Annotated in this window: 15 protein-coding genes and 1 riboswitch; of the genes, 10 read left to right on the top strand and 5 right to left on the bottom strand. The window is 45.3% G+C overall.

Annotated features, from left to right (window positions below; all coding sequences use genetic code 11):
• Positions 1-53 precede the first annotated feature (53 nt).
• Together MJO52_RS08905 and MJO52_RS08900 are read right to left on the bottom strand one after the other, a co-directional pair.
• A complete protein-coding gene (locus MJO52_RS08905; protein WP_252085585.1) occupies positions 54-662 on the bottom strand; it encodes a hypothetical protein in 609 nt (202 codons plus the stop codon).
• 545 nt (positions 663-1,207) lie between these two features.
• Entirely contained in the window at positions 1,208-2,008 is an 801-nt protein-coding gene (locus tag MJO52_RS08900) for a nucleotidyltransferase domain-containing protein (protein ID WP_252085584.1), read from the bottom strand.
• A gap of 619 nt (positions 2,009-2,627) precedes the next feature.
• A riboswitch (TPP riboswitch) is annotated at positions 2,628-2,744 on the top strand.
• A 57-nt stretch (positions 2,745-2,801) separates the two neighbouring features.
• Between MJO52_RS08900 and MJO52_RS08895 the strand changes: the two genes are divergently transcribed.
• From MJO52_RS08895 to MJO52_RS08865, 7 genes are all read left to right on the top strand, one after another.
• Positions 2,802-4,967 (top strand): TonB-dependent receptor, encoded by a 2,166-nt coding sequence (locus MJO52_RS08895; RefSeq protein ID WP_252085583.1) that lies wholly within the window; start codon positions 2,802-2,804, stop codon positions 4,965-4,967.
• Positions 4,968-5,108: 141 nt separating this feature from the next.
• Positions 5,109-5,384 (top strand): hypothetical protein, encoded by a 276-nt coding sequence (locus MJO52_RS08890; protein WP_353505475.1) that lies wholly within the window; start codon positions 5,109-5,111, stop codon positions 5,382-5,384.
• Complete coding sequence (gene pnuC, locus MJO52_RS08885) at positions 5,377-6,039, top strand: nicotinamide riboside transporter PnuC (protein WP_252085582.1); 663 nt, start codon at positions 5,377-5,379, stop codon at positions 6,037-6,039. Before MJO52_RS08890 ends, pnuC begins: the two co-directional genes overlap by 8 nt.
• A gap of 21 nt (positions 6,040-6,060) precedes the next feature.
• On the top strand, positions 6,061-6,933 hold the full coding sequence (locus MJO52_RS08880) for a choline/ethanolamine kinase family protein (protein WP_252085581.1): 873 nt from the start codon (positions 6,061-6,063) through the stop codon (positions 6,931-6,933).
• Positions 6,934-7,166: 233 nt separating this feature from the next.
• Positions 7,167-7,628 carry a nuclear transport factor 2 family protein gene (locus MJO52_RS08875; RefSeq protein ID WP_252085580.1) on the top strand — a complete coding sequence of 154 codons (462 nt, stop codon included), beginning with the start codon at positions 7,167-7,169 and terminating at the stop codon, positions 7,626-7,628.
• A 163-nt stretch (positions 7,629-7,791) separates the two neighbouring features.
• Positions 7,792-8,235: a YtoQ family protein gene (locus tag MJO52_RS08870; protein ID WP_252085579.1), complete on the top strand. Its 444-nt coding sequence runs from the start codon at positions 7,792-7,794 to the stop codon at positions 8,233-8,235.
• A gap of 394 nt (positions 8,236-8,629) precedes the next feature.
• Positions 8,630-9,292, top strand: a complete 663-nt coding sequence (locus MJO52_RS08865; protein ID WP_252085578.1) for a class I SAM-dependent methyltransferase — start codon at positions 8,630-8,632, stop codon at positions 9,290-9,292.
• 101 nt (positions 9,293-9,393) lie between these two features.
• Here the strand turns inward: MJO52_RS08865 and MJO52_RS08860 are convergent, their stop codons facing one another.
• A complete protein-coding gene (locus tag MJO52_RS08860; RefSeq protein ID WP_252085577.1) occupies positions 9,394-10,686 on the bottom strand; it encodes a hypothetical protein in 1,293 nt (430 codons plus the stop codon).
• A 987-nt stretch (positions 10,687-11,673) separates the two neighbouring features.
• Here MJO52_RS08860 and MJO52_RS08855 point away from each other — a divergent pair.
• The gene (locus MJO52_RS08855; protein ID WP_252085576.1) at positions 11,674-12,804 is read left to right on the top strand and encodes a hypothetical protein; all 1,131 of its coding nucleotides are present in this window, start codon (positions 11,674-11,676) and stop codon (positions 12,802-12,804) included.
• A gap of 2 nt (positions 12,805-12,806) precedes the next feature.
• A complete protein-coding gene (locus MJO52_RS08850; RefSeq protein ID WP_252085575.1) occupies positions 12,807-13,634 on the top strand; it encodes a hypothetical protein in 828 nt (275 codons plus the stop codon).
• Positions 13,635-13,871: 237 nt separating this feature from the next.
• On the opposite strand, the gene MJO52_RS08845 is transcribed toward MJO52_RS08850, so the two are convergent.
• Positions 13,872-14,879 carry a zinc-dependent alcohol dehydrogenase family protein gene (locus MJO52_RS08845; protein ID WP_252085574.1) on the bottom strand — a complete coding sequence of 336 codons (1,008 nt, stop codon included), beginning with the start codon at positions 14,877-14,879 and terminating at the stop codon, positions 13,872-13,874.
• 660 nt (positions 14,880-15,539) lie between these two features.
• On the opposite strand from MJO52_RS08845, the gene MJO52_RS08840 reads away from it, so the two are divergent.
• Positions 15,540-15,914, top strand: coding sequence for a SirB2 family protein (locus tag MJO52_RS08840; RefSeq protein WP_252085573.1), 375 nt, complete (start codon positions 15,540-15,542; stop codon positions 15,912-15,914).
• A gap of 60 nt (positions 15,915-15,974) precedes the next feature.
• Here the strand turns inward: MJO52_RS08840 and MJO52_RS08835 are convergent, their stop codons facing one another.
• Positions 15,975-17,447: an alanine/glycine:cation symporter family protein gene (locus MJO52_RS08835; RefSeq protein WP_252085572.1), complete on the bottom strand. Its 1,473-nt coding sequence runs from the start codon at positions 17,445-17,447 to the stop codon at positions 15,975-15,977.
• Between the last annotated feature and the right edge of the window lie 290 nt (positions 17,448-17,737).

The raw sequence follows: 17,737 nt of genomic DNA, 5'->3' as shown, positions 1-17,737 counted from the left end.
GAGGTCTACCCAAGCCCTTCCCAGCTCCCCCTATTAAGCACTAACCAAACCAACTAGATCGCCGCGTCGAGAAGTGCCAACCCATTACCATAAACAACATCGGGCCCAGCCCCCGATACACGAAATGGTATCTGATTCAAATCCCCACCGAGCGTACTAATAGCAAGCGCCACCCGCTTCAATTCCCGGGCACCTGGCCTGTAGTGGCCACTGTGGTTATTGACCTCAAGTATTTGATAACCAGCGCCCAGCACAATGGTTCCTGCACCCAACACCGACCCACCAGCCAGAAATGAGGAATGATGGAAATGACCTAAATTTTTTCTTCCGACATAGAAATTACGCTGTGAATCCACAACATAAATTATGTTGCCCGCAGTGTTTTGCAGGATACCCAGCTCAAACCTTCTTTGCGGAGGAATAACCAGCATGTTTCCTGTAAATGTGGCCAGATGTTTCTGCCTATCCCGGTCGGAGAGATAGCGGACATTGCCATTACGGCCATGGGTCGCCTGGTGGTTGGGATGATGAACTTCCGGCCAATAAGGAGTGGCTACCATTTTTGCCCCCCTTGAGCGACCTAAAAGCCCCAGCGTTTTCAATGTAGAACGCAAATGTCTCCAGCGACTTCTTGCTCTCTGTCTTTTCTCTGCCTCAGTCATAAGATGCTTCCTTCCATCCGGTGAATAAAGTTGAAACAGGGGATCTCCCTAAAGTTCACTGAAAGAATATGGAAAGCAGCATGAACAGCTAATGAACACTATGATTTTAAAAATGCCTCAAGGTGAAAATTACCCTTCACCTGTAAGACCATGTAATGATACCCATAAATTTTTAAACCATTATTTAAAAGAGAGTCATGATAAAAGCTGGCCTCCCGTGAAATAGAAAGAAGAAAACTTGATGCTTGAGTTGCATTTACAATACAAGCAATATCTACTGAGAAAACTACAGGAGGTTTAACCAATCCATTTACATCCATCCGGAATGGTGAAATTGTTCAACAGCCCCCTGAAAAAGCAGTGCCAGGACCACCGGTAAGCGCCCTAATTCCAAGAGGTAGAGCTATGCCAGCAAAAACAAAAGTCTTTGTTGATTTTTTGGAAAATGAACTAACTTAAGCTCGGAAACAATAAAGCTGAGAAGCCGAGAATAAAATACCCACTATCCAAACTGAATCAGCCAGGCCCCAAACTTTAAAGAAATATCACTTAAGATTTACACCAAGCACCCAATGGAAAACCTTATCAAAACTTTGCAAATCTAATTTAGGTCGGTCTTCAATTGAGTTAGCCACTCCGCGATCCAGCTTGGCATTAATCCAATCATCAAGTTGAGCATCCAGAATCACCAAACTGCGTTCATTCAACTCCTTTTTCTGCTCAATCAAATTGACTATCAGCTCCAATAGCCATTCCTCTTGATCGCCCACCAGCAATTCTCCGCACATTTGCATAAAGTTGACTGGAGGGATCGATAGAAATCTTTTTATATAAAGCGCATTCAGAATTGAGCGCATTACATATAGCAACTTTTTAACTTTAATTTCTTTGATGCCATTATTTTTTTCTTGCACGAACCTCAAATGATGATTAAACCCCATGCTGATATAGTGATGCGCTAAGGCTCGCGGCTGCCAACACTTGAGTGCCAGGCTCCGAAGTTCATCCAAAACATCTTGCCGTTTGAAATACACTTTTGGTGAAAACAGCCACTCGATTAATGTCGGATTGCTGCCCCTTAACAGTCCCAGGGTTTTATTGATATCCCAGCCAACAAGGTCAAGCTCATCCCCCAAGGTCTTATCGAAAGGCACTTCTACAACATCTCTTGGAGTCCCAAGTGTCAAATAGTGGTTAAGATCTCGCTTGTAAATAAAACGTACATCCCAATCACTATCCGGCGACTCAAAGCCCCACGCCCGACTACCAGACTCACAGGCATATAAAATTTCTATACCTTTCTCAGCTTCAAGTGCTTTTAATTTTTCTTGTACTACCAATTCCATCAATTTCTCTCTACAAATCTACCATGAGGCAATAGCCAAAAGTTACTATTCAAGAGAGTGACACTGCCTTTGAAATGCCACTATTAGCCCCTTCAACGTAGGAAGTCACCACACGATGAATACTTGTATACACCCTACTCTACCTACCGCCCCTTTTCTGCACCTTGTAGCCACCAACCAAATACCCCAGCAACGATCCGATAAGCACTGGGATAGAGATCAAACCAATCAGCAACCACCGGTCCTGCTTAAAATGCACATCGAAGTGAACTAATGCGGTATAAGCAACTGCACCCATCATTACAACAATGACAAACATTACAAGCCAAGTGACAAAATTTGCTGACAAATTCAAACCGCAGCTTTTACAGACACATTTTATCGAGTTGAGACCACTACACCAGCCAATCAGAGAGATAGGCTTCTCATTACAACCGGGACAATTTTTCACTGTTACTCCAACACCTAAATCTAGCCATAACCTGGCAACCGAAAACTAAAATTATATTGAATATCCTTCAATACCAATACTTCTATCCCCCATAGCCAGGCGGCACAATCTTACTCAAAAGCGCCTTCCTGCCCATAAAAGGCGAAACATCTGCTATCATCGCGCCCGCAAAAACCTAAGGGGTGGCCAAGGCCTGAGATGCAAAGGGATCAAGAAGATCACCTTAAGCAAACCCTTGAACCTGATCCGGTTAATACCGGCGTAGGAATAGGTAGGCGTGCCAAAGCCCTCTCCTCGTCGCTCTCCGGGTCTCTTTCATTAGTGTTGATTCGAGAGAGAACCATGAAAAAACTGTTCACAATCCGCCCGATTGCTCAATCTATCGGCCTTGTGGCTGGCCTGTCCGCTGGGCTAGCAATGGCCGCTAAGCCCATGGAGGGCGGGCTTGAGGAAGTGGTAGTGACAGCTCAATTACGTGATACCAACCTGCTAGATCTACCCGGCAGTGTCAGTGTAATTGGCACCAGCAGTATTGAGGCGCGCGGAGCTGGAAACCTGGACCAACTCCTGAACATGGCACCTAATGTCAATTTTTCTACGGGCGCCTCACGGGGACGCTTTATCCAGGTTCGCGGTATCGGTGAACGCAGCCAATTTATCGACCCAGTAAACCCTTCAGTCGGCCTGGTTATTGATGGTATCGACTTCACAGGCCTTGGCCTGGCCGCCAACACCCTGGACATAGAACAAGTCGAGATTCTACGAGGCCCGCAAGGCACCTTGTATGGTGCCAATGCCCTAGCAGGCCTGGTCAATATGCACAGTGCCGCGCCCACTTCAGAAACAACGGGCAAAGTCTCCGCCGAGTTGAGTGAATACGGTGGTCGTAGCCTTACCGCCATTAGCAGCGGCAGCCTGACTGAGCAGCTTGGCTACCGTATAGCCGCCAGCGAGCGAAAGTCCGACGGCTATATGGAAAATCAGTACCTGGGCCGCGATGACACGAACAATATTGATGAATCCGTACTGCGCGGTAAGCTGGCCTATTCTCCCAGTGACGATTTAAAACTCGGCCTCACCCTTTTCTACCTTGACGCCGATAACGGCTACGATGCCTTCTCGCTATACAATACCCGCAAGACCCTCTCCGACAAGCCCGGTCGGGACCAGCAGGAAAGCTGGGCTGGCGCTTTAACTGGGCAGTGGTCTGGTAACGAGAATTTCACTCTTGAAGCCACCCTAAGCCATGCCAATTCCGATACCGAATACGGATACGATGAGGACTGGAGCTATATCGGATTTCACCCTTGGGAATACAGCCAAACTGACAATTACCAGCGGGACAAAGACAACGCCAGCCTGGATTTACGCCTGCTCTCCACTGAAAGCTCCAAACTCTTTGCGGGGCGCACTAGCTGGGTACTGGGGGTTTATCATCGTAATGAGCAAGAAGACCTCCTGCAGACTTCAGGAAAAACTAAAGGCACAATCACGGAATACAGTTTTTTTAGCAGTGAGTTTGATACCAAAAACAGCGCTGTTTACGGACAGCTGAGCACCACACTAACCGACGCTCTCAACCTGATTACCGGGCTTCGCCTGGAAAAACGCAGCGCGGATTATTCTGATTCCTATTCCACTAAGGCAGATAGCAATGAGGATTTGTGGGGTGGAAATATAACCCTGGAATATCATTATTCTGAAGACACGCTACTGTACGCCACCGTTTCACGCGGCTATAAGGCAGGGGGGGTGAACGGTGCGATCATCGCAGAGTTCGCGGGTAATGAAGAAACTTACAGGGAGATGTTCGAGTTTGATACAGAGCATTTGCTTAACTACGAACTCGGCGCCAAAGGCAACTGGCTGGATAACCGCCTACAGGCGCAGCTAGCAGCTTTCTACCAAGACCGCAGCGATGTTCAAGCCAAACAATCACTCTTTAATCCAGAAAGTAAAAAGTTTAGGGAATACCTGGGTAATGCAGCAGGTGGTGAAACTTACGGCTTTGAGGCGGAAATAAATTTCCAAGCCACGGATACTGTGCGCCTCTTCGCTTCTGCAGGCTGGCTAAACGCCGAGTTTGAAAACTTTATAAGCAGTACCCACGTAGATACAGAGAAGGATGAAGAAACCGGTACGGTACTACCGGTAAATCTGGATGGGCGTGATGTAGCTCATGCGCCAAGCTATCAGTTCTTCACTGGCACCGAGATTGATCTCACTACCCACTGGGTACTGCGTCTGGAATTGGAAGGCAAGGATGAGTTTTACTTCTCTAATAGCCACAATGAAAAATCCACTGCATACGAATTGGTTAACGCCCGCCTCACCTATAGGCTTGATAACTGGGAAGTCTCTCTATGGGGTAGAAACTTGACAGGTGAGGATTACTATACCAGAGGCTTTTATTTTGGAAATAACCCAGTTAATGGCTATACCTCAGAGGCTTATTATCAACAGGGTGAACCACGTATTGCCGGGATAACCGGTACTTATACTTTCTAATAGGACACCTTGTAATTTAGCAAATAGCCAATGGTTAACGCCCGTGAATCATCAGATACATAGCTATCTGATAATTCACGGACTTAATCGGGCTGGATAAATAAGAGCCAAGGATAGTTACCCCCTGGATCTCGGTGAATAATGAGAAAAGCTATGCAGCTCTCCGCAGAAATCAGCATGTACCCTCTCAAAGATGAGTACATACCCAGTATTCGAGCCTTTATTGGACGCCTGAATAGCCATTCAGGCCTGAGAGTAATCACTAACACTATGAGCACTCAGGTATTTGGCGAATATGATTTGCTAATGGATGTTCTCAAAATAGAAATGCGCAAATCCTATGAGCAGTTTGGACGCGCTATTTTTGTTTGTAAATTTATTGATGGCGACCTAGCCCCGGCAAAACCCCATGCTTAACTCAGAGCTCCTAGAAATTCTGCGCACCTCAATTGCAGCCATGTCTCTTTGGGAAGTGGCAGCTGTTGTTCTCGCCCTTGCTTACCTGTTATTGGCGATGCGCGAGAAAATCAGCTGCTGGTATGCTGCCTTTATCAGCACGGCAATCTATTTAGTTTTATTTTGGGATGTCAGCCTGCTAATGGAATCAGCACTGCAAGTGTTCTACCTGGGCATGGCGATTTTTGGCTGGTGGCAATGGCGTCATCACGAGGATAAAAACAAAGATTTAAGAATTCATCGCTGGCCACTGCAAACCCACTTGATGGTGATTAGTGGTGTTTTCCTGCTAACCCTAGTATTCGGTTATCTGCTAGATAACTTTACCAGTGCCGCCCTACCCTATCTCGATTCTTTCACCACTTTGGGAGCTGTGGTCACCACCTATATGGTGACCCGCAAAGTTTTGGAGAACTGGATCTACTGGATTGTAGTGGATGGGGCCTCCATCTACCTTTACCTGGATAGAGGGTTGTACCTGACTGCGCTCCTCTTTTTACTCTACGTGGTATTGGTTGTTATTGGCTTTTTCCAGTGGAAATCCATCTACAATAAGCAAAATCAGCCCGGACTAACCTCTTTAACGGGAAGACAAGCTTCCGCCGCTTTACAGTAGCAATTCGCCCTCTCTATATCTATGAGCCAAAGCCCAAGCGACATCATTCCCTGCGACTGGCATCAGTGGAGCCAGTCCAGACCTAGGTTTATACAGACCTTGGCAGGTGGGCAGACCAATCGAACCTATTTAGTTTCATCAGGGGAAGAGCTCCTGGTTATTCGCCATAACTCCCCACTTAGCCAAGCGCTGGATCTCGACCGGGCAACAGAGGCCCAAGTCCTCAACCAGGCCTCTCGCGCCGGGCTCTGTGCTCCCCTTATCTATTGTGACCCTCATTATCACTATTTGGTAACAAGGTTTATTCAAGGCCAGCCCTGGCACAAAGAGGGCCCCAGCGCTTTGAAGCGGCTTGCCAAACGACTTAATAGCATTCACTCTCTCTCGCCGGTTAAGAACCACCTGGATATTGATCAGAAAATAGACCGCTATTGGTCATCGATTAATACTCAAGCTGATTTCTATCCACGTCTTAAACAATTACACGGTCAACTATCCAGCAGTATTAGCGCTTTAAAGGCTGTAAGTGATACTCCCAGTCTCTGTCATAATGACCTTACCAAAGAAAACCTGATCGAAAGTACCAACGGAGAGCTAATCGCAATCGACTGGGAATATGCTTCCATGGGAGATCGATTTTATGACCTTGCCGCTTTGGTTGAGGAGCACCAATTTTCCCCTGCGGAGCAACAACAGCTACTGGTCAATTATCTCCATCGCCCACCAAATGGAGATGATAGGCAGCGCCTTTACCATTGGCGGCTTATCTATAAATATCTATGTGTGCTTTGGCATGCACTGCAATGGAGTGCAAAAAAGGCCTCTTGTGACTCAAGCGCCATCGAATCTCAATGCCAGGCGATATTAGAGTTAGCTGCATCCCGGCCGGATTAGTAGCTCCTTAGTAAGCCCACCTCATCAACCCGGCAAAAGCCCTGCCGAGCCCCCAAATAAACATAACAGGAATTAAAGGGGAGCCTTTATGGGTGAAGCCTTCCTAAATAATACAGCTCAAGATACCAACCACATAAGATCAGTATTGACCGGCCATTGCTTTGCAAAGATATAATCACTGCAGACCTGCAAAGGTTTACATCAAAATGCACGAGTATAGGGAGATACACATTATGACCAGAACTTTCTTCGGCTTGCTACTCCTCTTCGTCACCGCCAGCTGCTACGCCGACAAGAGGCCTGAAGCTTTTAACACCATCGACAAACTTTTTGCCGCCATGTCAAATTTTGATCATCAGGCAATGAGAAATACGGTTACTGATTCATTCATCCTTTTAGAACATGGGGAGATCTGGACTATAGAGGATCTTGTTAATGTAGTTAAGCCCGCTGGTTACACCCGAACGAATTACTTCAGCATCATCAACTACGAGCAGCAAGGCGAATTACTGACTGTCAATTATTGGAACAAAGCCAACTTTACCCAGAAAAACAAAAGCGAGGATGTTATCTGGCTGGAGAGTGCCGTCCTAGCCAAGGTAGATGGGAACTGGTTACTCCGCCAAATGCATTCTACCCGGCTACCAGCTGGTAAAACGCCCGATAAAGTAACCTTTATCAAGCAAAAACTCTAAATTTAAAGTTAAAGTTAAGCTCAATGTGCTGGCCTTAGGGCCAGCCCTACATTCACTGTAGAGGCTACAGCCAATACCGTGTCTTTTCCTATCCACTGCAGCATCATGTAAAATAAGCCGAACTATACGATACATAGTGCTTATTATCCCAAGAGGCGGCCCCATGAAGCTAAAAGTGTACCTTTCCGGTGAAATTCATTCTAACTGGAGAACCCAAATTATAGAGGGTTGCAAAAATCTAGGGTTAGATATCACCTTTTCATCCGCAGTGACTGATCACGATGCCAGTGATGCAGCGGGTGATGGCCTTGGTGAAGAGTCCAACTCTTTTTGGCGTGATCATAAATCGGCCAAGGTCAATGCCGTCCGAATCAAATACTCTATTGAGAACTGCGACCTGGCCATCATTCGCTTTGGAGAAAAATATAAGCAGTGGAACGCCGCATTCGATGCCGGTTACTGCGCGGCTCTGGGAAAGCCTTATATCACCCTACACGATGAATCCTTGGTTCACGCCTTGAAAGAAGTCGATGGTTCAGCCCAAGCCTGGGCCCAGAGCCCTACACAAGTTATCGATATTCTGAAATACCTTACTACCCAGGCTTAACGCCATATGTCACCACCGCTGGCCAATAAACGGCGGTGGTTTGTCGTATAATCGCTCACCTTCATTTTCCCCACTCTTTTTAATCTGTAGCTACTTATGCCTGGAGTAACTGATCGGTTTTCCCTTGATATGACCTATTAATCCATTAGCATTTCATACCAACATCTTCATGTTTTGCTATATCCCACTGTGTCCAACCAATCCATCAATAGATGGCGCAGACATAAACCGAGGCAAGGATACTGACCTTAAAGGCCACAAATGTACGATTCATATAATTAAACTCAGGAGATCAATTAAAAGATTCTGGCGGGTTTCCCACGATAAACGCTTACATCCTCAATCAGGAGCAACCTTATCAGCTATCGGCCACCCCAATAGCTTGGAGAGTATCATGAGAATAAGTAAAGAAGTCTGGAAGGGCCAAGCCGCATATTCCAAGACACTGTTATGGCTATATGATTTTTGGGTGTTATTTTTATCAAATCGCTTTATTTGGCGCTGCCCTACACCAATAATTCTTCAGCAATTTGATGAAAATGTAAGCGTCAACCACTTGGACGTGGGTGTCGGCACTGGCTATTTTATGGATAAATGTCATTTCCCCTCACCTCATATCAGATTGGCACTTATGGATTTAAACCAGAACTGCTTGGATATCTCAGCAAAGCGTGTTGCAAGATACAAACCTATCCTATTTCACACAAACGTACTGAGTGAAATGCCTAATGATATAGAGCCATTTGATTCCATTTCTGTTAATTATTTATTCCACTGCTTACCGGGGAGACTATCAGAAAAGCTTATTGCCATAGATTACCTTAATAAACTACTCTCAGATCATGGCACTATCTTTGGCTCTACAATTTTACATGAAGGTGTTTACAAAAGTGCAATCGCCAAACGATTAATGACCTTCTACAACAAGAAAGGAATATTCTCTAACACCCTAGACAGCCAGAAAGATCTGGAGAATTTCCTGCAAAGTAGATTCTCAGAATATTCAATAGAAATTCGGGGCTGTGTTGCACTTTTCTCGGCAAAGAACAAGCGATAAACCCAGCCCCCAACAATTGCGAGAATACTTGGTAAATATTACTTCATCATTAAGGCCACCTCTCTCCTTGATTTCTTCCTATGTGAAGCAGCAGTATTATTCTATTGTTTGTTCACACCCTTTTGCCAAAGGCCTTCCTGATTTAGATCGTGATACGCTAGCCAAACTGTGGAAGCCCCAGCTCCGATCTTGGCACTCATAAGGCGTGCATTGTCATAGCCATTGAATGGAACATCAAAAACTGACCCCGGATACTCATATTTACAAGCCACTTCTCCTTGAGACCAGTCCGCATCAGCAGCAGTAATCTTCCAGTCACCTTCATCACGGCAAGCAAAGCGATAGCTTTTGGAGCACACCACATCATTAAAACGACCGTTCGCCTTTGAAATTGCGCAATGCTCATTGCCATTCCAGTTGTTCGGCTCCGTACCTTCCCAAGACCAGAGTAGGTCTTCGGGCTCAAGATGCCCCGCACTACCATCACCATTGAACCAGAACATTTCAAATATATTGAGCCCACAGGAAAGATAGTTTTTTACATTAGACTCAGTGATTTCCTTGTCTTGCGGCCCTTTACCACCACTACCAATGCCATAAAGAGTGCTTGGATCGTGTAACCGCGTCATTTGCTTGCTTGCCGAGGTTGTCATTAACTCACAAGTATTGGGGTCTGTAGGTTTACTAAATTTGTCTTTGTGGAACCCCTGATATTGCAAACCGAGATGTACCACAGACCTAAAGCTCCCTGATTGTGGACAGATTAAATCCGTATTTACAACGACTATATTTTTTCCAGAATCCAACACATTCTGCTTACTCAAGGAATCCACCGGCAGACCGGCACAACGATTAGATCCCCCTCCAGATAAACTCGCCTCATAAAGATAGCTTCCTAACTCAGCACGTAACTGACTGGCTATCTGGCCATAATGATCAGAATTTATTTCAAGTTTCAACAATATGACTGACTGAACATTCCCCTCTTCCAACCAGCGAACAATACTTTCCAGCCCACGGCGAAACTTTTTTTCACCACCAAAGCAGACACCATGACATAACCGCAGCTGATTCTCCCCAAAAAATGTTCCGTAATCGCCGACATCTAAAGTAAGCTCACGCACACCGGAGTTTAACTGATCAAAGATTGAAATATCCTGATTGGGATCCGCCCAGTAGGCACTGTCCCACTCCCGCGCATTATAAGAGTTGTGGGTACCCACCCATTGCGAATGGTTGAAAGGCACATCTTTATCTAACTGTTCTTGCAGGGACAGCTGTATAACACCCTGAGTTGTTGTCGACTTGACGCCGGGAACTAGAAAAAGGCCCACCATAAGAATTACTAGCCGCCCATAAAGGGATAATTTGATCATTTGTTTTTTTATTGTCATGATATACCTGTGTCACTATAGTGACTTTATTGTTATTTTGCCTTGCGAAAGGCATACATTCCAAGTCGGAACCTCTAGATATTAATCAAACAAATAATTAAATCATAGAATGGAACCAAATTTGGTTGGCTGGATAGGCACATAAGAAACAAAAGCTTCTATTTTTATCTGACAGGAAAGCCCCCAAATAAATTAATTAGACATCAAAGACGCCATGTTCATGCTAATAGTGCCAACCCTTATAAAGCATACAGTTGACCCGCACATAAGCCCATACTTATATCCGCACCTGGAAAACAGACCAAGCCCCTCACTCAACATAGCTAAAATAATTTATATTTTTTACTGAAATCACCAGCCAAAAAGAGAAATAAAACCATACAAAGGGGGCTGTATTTCTTACCCAAATAATGAATTCAAACAACTGGATTTAAGAGCCAACCATAAAATCCAGACCAACAACTTCACTGAAGAGCATCACCTCAACTGCCCCCTCCCAACCTCTATAAAGCGAAAAAAAGAAAAAAGAAAAAAGAAAAAAGAATAGGACTTGCAGTAAAAAGCAAACAGTAAACCAAGTTTTTACAGAAATTTTCTCTGCAAGAAAAAAATAGGAAATAATTTGTGGATCGCAAAAATACGTATCGCAAAACACAAAAAAAACGCTAAGACTGCAGAAAATCAAGCAATCCAACAACAGCTTTAACCAATAAGGACACACCCAACCTCCTCTCAGATAACTATGTCAAGGTTATTCTCAGTACAGATAATTACAGCCAATTACACCTAAGCAAGATTCTCAATCTCATCACCCACAACCTCAAAATATCACACACGTACCACATTCTCTCTATGTGAAATAAATCACATAAAAACCCTTATCGGCAGTAGTTTAGATTGGCAGATATCAAGTCACTCCATGATATGATCGCGCAATGGATTTAGCGCCTTAGCGCTATGGTGAACGACTATCAGGGATGAGAGTATATGACTAACCCTCACAATATTGACTACACAGGCTTTATCTTTTTCCACGAAACCACTAAAGGACAAAATGGAAAGCCTGTCTTTATTGATCCGAAACTGCTTCCTCGGTTTATTGATTTGATCGATATCAACTCGGAGGCGGGCAGAAAAACGGCAAACCAAATGAATCAGCTCAGCAGTACCGCTGCTGGAATCACCTCCGAAAGTAACCAAACTAATGGCTTTCAACACCGCGAAAATATAGGGGCTGTACAGGTTAGCTATACCGTGTACCAAGAGGGCAATAGTCATAATAGAGGTGCTGGTGTTTATATCACAGAGCTCAAGCGAGCCAACGGAATTTCCGGAGCGGAGTCTCTGCCAGCAGGATTTTATCTCTCGAAATTAGGACGGGAAGGATGGGGAGTTGAACCTATTGAAGATGACACTATTCCTACAGTAATTGGGGCAATTGGCGCAGAATTTAATGGCACAGCCTACAGCGCAATAACTAGCGCAAAAAAATATGGTAAGTATCTTCTAACCTCAGGAAATGCAAACCAAAAGCAACTAAACGACTGTTTTTCGCTCTACTATGCTCCAAGCTATCTCGTCGATGAGCTTGGAGTCTGGAAAACAGCGACTCAGAAACTCTCTGGGCCAGACGCCGGACCTCGAGAGCTTGCCCGCCTTTTATATAAATCTCTACCTTGGGATGAGAGAGATCAAACTTTAAAGCATCATTGGTATGTTTTTGGAGAAGGAGCCAAGATACTCCATCGCACCCTAAAAGAGTTTAGCCAGATAGCCGGAGGGAAAAAACTACAGCAACACTGTTTTTATTTTGTCAATCCACGAGAAAATCTAGGGCTTTTAATGCGGGAAATTGAAGCCGTAGGTGCACAGACGAAAAAGACCAGTTACAGGCATAGCCTGGATGATATAGCCAGTAAGGTGCACCAAGTAAAGGATGGAGATAACGCGGTGATTGGCCTCCAGAAAATGGATGCGCCCTGGTCTGAGTTCGACAAAATGATACAGGGGGGCAGCAATTATTATCAAAATAAATATATGAATAGCATTGACAATAATCGTACTTTCTCAGACGCGGCTATAAGATTTGTAAGAAACTTCAAAGAAGGATGGGGTTAAGTATGGCTAAGGTAGACTCACTGGATCTAGGCCACCCTATTATTGAGCAACTCAATGATATTTACTGGTTGCCCTTCGATGCGCTACCCATACATCATTACGACCTAGGCGAATGGCATCTATCATTTAATGGGAAGTTGGAAATACAAACTTATGGGGTGTACAATTATACCCCATACAATACGCCTATTAACGCTGAAGAAAGCTACCCAAGATTTTCAGATGGGCGCAGCCTATGGGATAATAAAAGCCCCTATATTTGGTTTGAATTTCACCCTATTAATGTCGGCTGCAGCGTAGATGTCGGGCCGAATGATACCTGGATTGTTGGCACTGCTTGCTTCGAGATTCGAGTGATCCAGATACGGGAACCATCCAAATCTGGAGTCTTCGACCTCTCTGATCACAACCAGTTAAAGCAATTTATATTTAATAAGCACAAAGATAATCTAGGCCATTTCCTTGATTCTGGATTCAATTACGTTTTTAGCGCCTGGAGCATAGAAGAAATTAAAGAATACAAACTCAAGGGCAGAAACTGGTACGAAATTATCGACGGTAACCGAAGTCTAAATTGGCGTTTTAATTTTTACACAAATTTGTCAGACAAACACCTTTTGCATATCGCATATACTCCAGACCAGTTCTGGCCACCATTTCATATTCCCAGCGAAAAAGCCTTGCGCATTAGCAAATCTCCTTTATGGGACTTTATGGATAACCTGGAGATTACCAAAATGGAAAAAGGCAGCGAGGTTGTTACCGGTACTATAGAGCGAGAGACTACAAGCTCCTGGGGTGAAGATACAGAAGATCTGAGCGGCTGGTAAAGTATTTTAATTAGCGGACTTTCCTAAAGCAGACTACATATTTACGCATTATTAATTGCGAAAACTATAAAATACAGATTCTTATTTTCTCCGGTGAAAAATTAACTAGCTGATTAGAGTGTAAAATAAGGATAGCCTGAAGTTAATAAGCTACCCCGCAACTCCTACTATAGAGTGCCCTAAAAGGGCACCTATAAGTCAGCGTGACGTTTTTCTTACCAGAAGATGTCTTGTAAGTTAAACGTGTAGCGACTCACCAATTAGAAGAACCTTACCGTTACGCTCACCTGCCGCAGCAACTTTAACGGCTTCCTTCACTTCGCTAAGGGGATAAGTTGCATGAATGGGTGCAGAAAGCTTACCCTGGGCAACGAGGCTCGTAATGGTTCCAAACACTTCCTGCTGCCGCTCAGGTGAAGCATTAGCAAACCACTTGGCCAGCCAGAATCCGCGTACAGTAATGTCCTTAAAGATAATCACCCCTGGAGCGAGCAGACATGGTTCACCGCTCAGGGCACCATAGTTAACCAGTGTGGCACCTTCGCTAAGGGCTTCACCCAGCCTAGCAGTAGCCATTCCCCCAACGGCATCTATACCCAAGCGAATCTCAGCACCTGCGGTTGCAGCTAAAACCCTCTTGGCTAGGCTCTCCCCTTCCTGATCACCATCCACCAGCACCACATCGGCACCGGCTTCCAGCATTGGCTCGATCAGCGAGGATCTGCGTACTACATTGACAACCTTCAGACCACGAATTTTTGCCAGACTTGTCAGATAAGTTCCTACCGCAGAGTTTGCTGCGTTTTGAATCACCCAGTCTCCCTCTTTCAGATCGACGAACTCACTGAGTAGGAGATAGGCCGTTGGGGGATTAATGGTAATCATGGATAGTTGTATGGGGTCTACCTCATTTGGCAGAGGGATAAGTCCCTTAGCATTTGCCACCATGTGGGTGGCCCAGGTGCCACTGCCAACGGGCAACAGAACAGTTTGGCCAATATCAAGGCCTGACACATTCGGACCCTGCTTAACTACCTTGGCAACACCTTCGTTCCCGCCAATGGCAGGCAGAGGCGGTAGCATGCCATATTCACCGGTCAGCGTGAGTACATCTGAGGGATTGATAGGTGTGGCCAGCATTTCCAGTAATACTTGCCCCTCTTCCAGTTCCGGCTCATTGAACGGAACCGCCTCAATCACATCCTGCGGCACGGGGCCGCGCTCACGATACTCTGCCTTAAGCATATCGACATATCCTTTAAGAAAATTAGCTTTCACTAAGCCGTAAACAATTTCTCTCACTGACTCTCGAGTAACACTCGTATTTACCGGCCATTTCAAATTGTTCAGTCTACTCACCATGGGAGAGAGTTCAAGAATATCCACCAAACAGATGTAGGCTAACTGTAACCGTGCGATAGGAACAGGACTGAATAGTAAAGTCAAAGTATCTCTTGAAAGCAAGTTGCTTTGCAAAAGCTCACTGATCACTCAAACAAATATCTTTGACACCCTGTATCTACTCGGTTGATATTATTTGAAATTTAATAAAGGCCTCTTATCTCCTCAGACCCTTACATAATCTTGTATCAGGAACGCAACAAACACTCCAAGATTAAAAGAAATAGGGGTAAGCCTTAGAGAACATTACCGGAAAGCAACTCACCAGCAACTTATCCAAATGTCAACATGGAACCGGTTGCCCCTCTATCAATAACTGATAAATATTGAATATGGATAGGGCTCAATTACTTATGCAGAAAAATACTCTTCTATCTTTTTGATGTACAGAATCTCGATGAGTCGCTATTATCAGCAGTGGCTCTAGTTGCGCTCATAGCAAACTTGGTGACCTTTACACCATGACTAAGAAATTTAATTTGAAACAACCCTTTAGCTCTATAGATGTTTACCTACACACTGATTAAGCATACCCATATCACAGCCGCAGTACTTAGCCTCTCTCTTTTTCTGTTGCGAATGGGGTTGGAGTTCTCAGGAAAGCCTCACTGGAGAAAAACCTTCCTCCGCTGGATGCCCCATGCCAATGATACCCTGCTGTTATCTGCGGCTGTAGCGCTGGTTGTTATCGGAAGCTGGAATCCGGCTGTTTTTCATTGGCTTGCGGTAAAGGTTGCACTGGTATTCGGTTATGTGATTGCCGGATTCTTCGCACTGCGCCAATCCATGCCTCAACGCACACGCATTATCGCGGCTCTTTTGGCCATGGTGCAGGTTGGCTTTATTTTTTATCTGGCAATTCAAAAGCCTACTCTCTAATACAACTTTTTATTCAATTTGCCCACAAAGCCAGTGCTCACAGCTCAGTGGGCAGCGAGCTCAATTCCGATCCCATACTGTGTGATCAATCCCTTTAATATCGTATTTTCTCGCATCAAACACCGGCTCCTTAATTCCTTGATTAAGCTGTGCTTCATAGTCTCCCAGCACTTTGAAAGCGACACCGGAGAGCAAGGTAATAGCCAATATATTGGTAGAGGCCATAAATCCCATCGCCACATCTGCCATGCGCCAGAGCAAGGTAAAATTCTCAGTACTTCCACTGTAAGAAACCCAGGCACCAAACAGGATAAAAATTAAAAAAATTATCCGATAACAAAATATAGAAGTGGGAGTATGGTAAAGATAAAAAATATTGGTTTCACCGTAATAGTAATTACCAATAATCGAAGTAAAGGCAAAAAACAGCAGTGCAAACGCCACGAAACCACTTCCCCAGGAACCCACCACGCTAGACAGAGAGTCCTGAGCTAATTTAACTCCCTCAACATTGCCCACCATATACACATCGGCAACTAAAATAATTGCCGCGGTACAGGTACAGATAACAATGGTATCTAGAAAAACGGAAGCCATTTGCACATAGCCCTGCACTAGTGGATGCTTAACATCCGCTGCTGCACCCACATTCGGTGAAGAGCCAAGCCCCGCCTCATTGGCAAATAGCCCACGCTTTATTCCATTGGAAACTACCGCCCCCAGGGCTCCTGCGCCAGCCTGTTCCAGCCCAAAAGCATTCCTTAATATCATACCCAGAATCTTGGGCAACTCCCCCAAGTTCATCAGCAAAACCATAAACGCCACTGTTAAATAGGCGATAGCCATAAAAGGCACCACCACTCCGGCAAAGCGCGCGATAGAGCGGATACCACCAAACACAATAATGCCCGCAATCACGGCTACCACAACCCCGACCAGCATGGGGTTGATTTCCCAGGCGTCGTTTAGGGCCGTGGCCATAGCGTTCGATTGAATGGAGTTGAAGACAAAGCCGTAGCACATCAGTAAGAAGATGGAAAAACTTACTGAAAGCCACTTCCAGTTAGGGCCTAGGCCTTTTTTGATGTAGTAAGCCGGTCCTCCACGGAAGGTCCCAGGTTGCTCACCTTTCTCTTTATAGACTTGCGCGAGGGTATTTTCGACCATGCTGGTGGCCATACCGAGCCAAGCCACCATCCACATCCAAAAAACCGACCCAGGACCCCCAGCAGTAATTGCCACGGCAACACCCGCCAAACTACCGGTGCCAATCCGTGCTGCGGCACTGGTGGCAAACGCCTGAAACGCGGAAATTGAGCCCGGATGATCCTTATGAATACCGCGCACCATTACCATCGCCATATGACCAAAGTGGCGGAATTGAATAAAGCGACTGCGAATGGAAAAGTAAAGGCCAATAGGTAACAAAGCGATAATCAGGACACCGAGCCACCACTGCCCTTCAATCCCTCCCCACAAAAGCCGGTTGGCCCAATCAATCGCCTTGATTATTCGGTCCAACAACTCTTGCATCCACCGCTCCCTGGCACAGCCTATATTTATGCATAGATCAACCGCTGGAAACGGCTATCCCCACTAAAGACTAGCAGCCGCTACAGTGCTATCTGGTAGGTAACCAAGCGGACCTTTTGCAGGAAAAGTAAGAATCACTTGGTTCTACGGCGCTTAAAAAATCCAGACCAGCTGGAAAGGGAGGCGAAAAGGATTCTCGGCTCTTGGCGCCCAAGCAAGATAGAGCAGGCATAAAATGGGGAAAAATCGACAGAAGGTGGGCTCTGAGAGATAGACCAGTGACACTGAGG

It is taken from the genome of Microbulbifer variabilis (assembly GCF_023716485.1).
Taxonomy (GTDB): Bacteria; Pseudomonadota; Gammaproteobacteria; order Pseudomonadales; family Cellvibrionaceae; genus Microbulbifer; species Microbulbifer variabilis_B.
The sequence above is the reverse complement of the archived record's forward strand: the minus strand, read 5'-3'. Positions and strand labels throughout refer to the sequence as shown.

Bases quoted from the DNA above. Each gene is read 5' to 3' on its own strand.
- MJO52_RS08905 (WP_252085585.1), bottom strand. From the start codon at position 662: ATGACTGAGGCAGAGAAAAGACAGAGAGCAAGAAGTCGCTGGAGACAT.
- MJO52_RS08900 (WP_252085584.1), bottom strand. From the start codon at position 2,008: ATGGAATTGGTAGTACAAGAAAAATTAAAAGCACTTGAAGCTGAGAAA.
- MJO52_RS08895 (WP_252085583.1), top strand. From the start codon at position 2,802: ATGAAAAAACTGTTCACAATCCGCCCGATTGCTCAATCTATCGGCCTT.
- MJO52_RS08890 (WP_353505475.1), top strand. From the start codon at position 5,109: ATGAGAAAAGCTATGCAGCTCTCCGCAGAAATCAGCATGTACCCTCTC.
- pnuC (WP_252085582.1), top strand. From the start codon at position 5,377: ATGCTTAACTCAGAGCTCCTAGAAATTCTGCGCACCTCAATTGCAGCC.
- MJO52_RS08880 (WP_252085581.1), top strand. From the start codon at position 6,061: ATGAGCCAAAGCCCAAGCGACATCATTCCCTGCGACTGGCATCAGTGG.
- MJO52_RS08875 (WP_252085580.1), top strand. From the start codon at position 7,167: ATGACCAGAACTTTCTTCGGCTTGCTACTCCTCTTCGTCACCGCCAGC.
- MJO52_RS08870 (WP_252085579.1), top strand. From the start codon at position 7,792: ATGAAGCTAAAAGTGTACCTTTCCGGTGAAATTCATTCTAACTGGAGA.
- MJO52_RS08865 (WP_252085578.1), top strand. From the start codon at position 8,630: ATGAGAATAAGTAAAGAAGTCTGGAAGGGCCAAGCCGCATATTCCAAG.
- MJO52_RS08860 (WP_252085577.1), bottom strand. From the start codon at position 10,686: ATGACAATAAAAAAACAAATGATCAAATTATCCCTTTATGGGCGGCTA.
- MJO52_RS08855 (WP_252085576.1), top strand. From the start codon at position 11,674: ATGACTAACCCTCACAATATTGACTACACAGGCTTTATCTTTTTCCAC.
- MJO52_RS08850 (WP_252085575.1), top strand. From the start codon at position 12,807: ATGGCTAAGGTAGACTCACTGGATCTAGGCCACCCTATTATTGAGCAA.
- MJO52_RS08845 (WP_252085574.1), bottom strand. From the start codon at position 14,879: ATGCTTAAGGCAGAGTATCGTGAGCGCGGCCCCGTGCCGCAGGATGTG.
- MJO52_RS08840 (WP_252085573.1), top strand. From the start codon at position 15,540: ATGTTTACCTACACACTGATTAAGCATACCCATATCACAGCCGCAGTA.
- MJO52_RS08835 (WP_252085572.1), bottom strand. From the start codon at position 17,447: ATGCAAGAGTTGTTGGACCGAATAATCAAGGCGATTGATTGGGCCAAC.